The sequence below is a fragment of the Vibrio sp. Vb1026 genome, from assembly GCF_033338745.1.
Classification (GTDB): Bacteria; Pseudomonadota; Gammaproteobacteria; order Enterobacterales; family Vibrionaceae; genus Vibrio; species Vibrio alginolyticus.
Genome location: NZ_JAWOTH010000135.1, coordinates 1 through 1,222, shown reverse-complemented (window position 1 = coordinate 1,222; position 1,222 = coordinate 1). Strand labels below are relative to the sequence as shown.

1 pseudogene is annotated in these 1,222 nt (G+C 46.7%); it reads right to left on the bottom strand.

The features are described from left to right. Positions 1-1,222, bottom strand: a pseudogene (vmeV, locus tag R7E47_RS24755) (multidrug efflux RND transporter permease subunit VmeV); the annotation flags it as partial.

Sequence of the window (1,222 nt, the reverse complement as noted above, 5' to 3'; positions counted from 1 at the left end):
TTCCACCTGAACCGCTAGCTCTCGCAACACTTTCGGATCTGGGCCAGTAATACGCGCTTCAATTTTAGACGCTGGAGACGGGCCAAATTCCATCAGTTTGAACTGGAATGTAGGCTCATCGAACGTCTTAGCTAAATTGTCATCCAGCTTGTGAAGCAGCTTGAACATATTGTCACGGTCAGTTGTTCGCACTTGGAACTGAGCGTAAGCCTCGTAGCTTTTCTCCGGTTGGTACGTCAATGCAAAACGTTGTAGACCTTGGCCAATCGAAACCGAGACAAAATCGATGTCATCTTGCTGACGAATATAGCTTTCTACTTTTTCCGCTTGCTTAATGGTCTGACGGATATCCGTACCTTCTGGCATCCACATATCAACGTAGAACATCGGCGTATTCGAAGGTGGGAAGAATTGCTGCTTCACATTGCCAAACGCAATAACGGCACCCACTAACAACGCCACCATCGCAGCGACCGTCATCCAACGAAAACGTAACGAGAATTTAAGCAACGCGCCAAATACAACGAACAACCAGCCTTTGTAAGGGTCTTCGTCTTCACCGTTCGTGTCTTTCTCTTTTTCTTTTAGAAGCAGGTCTGCTAAGCAAGGGGTGAGTGTAATTGCCGTAACCCAGCTCAAGAACAATGAAAAACACAACACCCAGAAGAGTGAGCCCATGAATTCACCAGTTGCGTCTTGAGATAAACCGATTGGTGCAAACGCGGTAATTGCGATTACTGTCGCGCCAAGCAAAGGCCACTGTGTTTGTTTCACGATATCGACGGCAGCTTGAACCTTTGTGCGCCCTTTCTTCAGGCCAACCAGAATACCTTCAACCACAACAATCGCGTTGTCCACCAACATACCCAATGCGATGATCAACGCACCGAGCGAAATTCGATGAAGTTCTATGTTGTTGTAATTCATCAATATGAACGTACCAAACACCGTCAACAGAAGAACCATACCAATGATCACGCCACTACGTAAGCCCATAGTGAACAACAGCACAATAATTACGATGGCTACCGCCTCAGCTAAGCTGATCACAAACGCTTTTACAGAATCATCGACCTCTTGCGCTTGGTTGTAGAAATAGCTCATGTCCAAACCCGCAGGTTTGATGGACTCTAAACTGCTTAGCTCAGCGTTAAGGCGCTCGCCTACTTCCACTACGTTAACGCCAGACGCAAACGAAATACCGATGTTGATTGCTTTCTTG